Source organism: Porphyromonas sp. COT-052 OH4946 (genome assembly GCF_000765965.1).
GTDB lineage: Bacteria > Bacteroidota > Bacteroidia > Bacteroidales > Porphyromonadaceae > Porphyromonas > Porphyromonas gulae.
In genome coordinates, this window is sequence record NZ_JQZY01000003.1 from 1 (window position 1) to 410 (window position 410).

Below are 410 nucleotides of genomic sequence, written 5' to 3' on the forward strand. Positions count from 1 at the left end.
GCACTTGATGTCATAACCACAGAAAATGGGTTGCAGAATGTAAAGAAGACAATTTCACAGCCATGGTCTTTGAATATGGCCTCTCCTTTCTTGATGTCCGGAAATAAAACCCATGATTTTACGACCGATTATCTTTTGGATAATGTTCAGCTTGTGCGTGCTGTTGCCAAGATAGAGCTCAATATTACTTTAAGCGAGAAATTTCAGATACTGCCTGCTGCCAACGGAGGTAATTTGGCTCATTATAGGTACAGATATGTGAATTTCGACAAAGATACCTATGTGATAAAACCCCTGCCCACGAAGCCTGATAATCCGGTTAGCTCCAATGATGGCGCATGGCCGCAGATCGCCGGGTGGATGCCTTGGGGTACATCTTTGAATGTGAGCCCGGCTCCCGATGCCGGCAG

The 410-nt window shown here is 45.6% G+C and carries 1 pseudogene; it reads left to right on the forward strand.

Features of this window, described 5'->3' with window-relative positions:
- Window positions 1-75 precede the first annotated feature (75 nt).
- A pseudogene (locus tag HQ50_RS01125) lies at window positions 76-410 on the forward strand (fimbrial assembly protein); the annotation flags it as partial.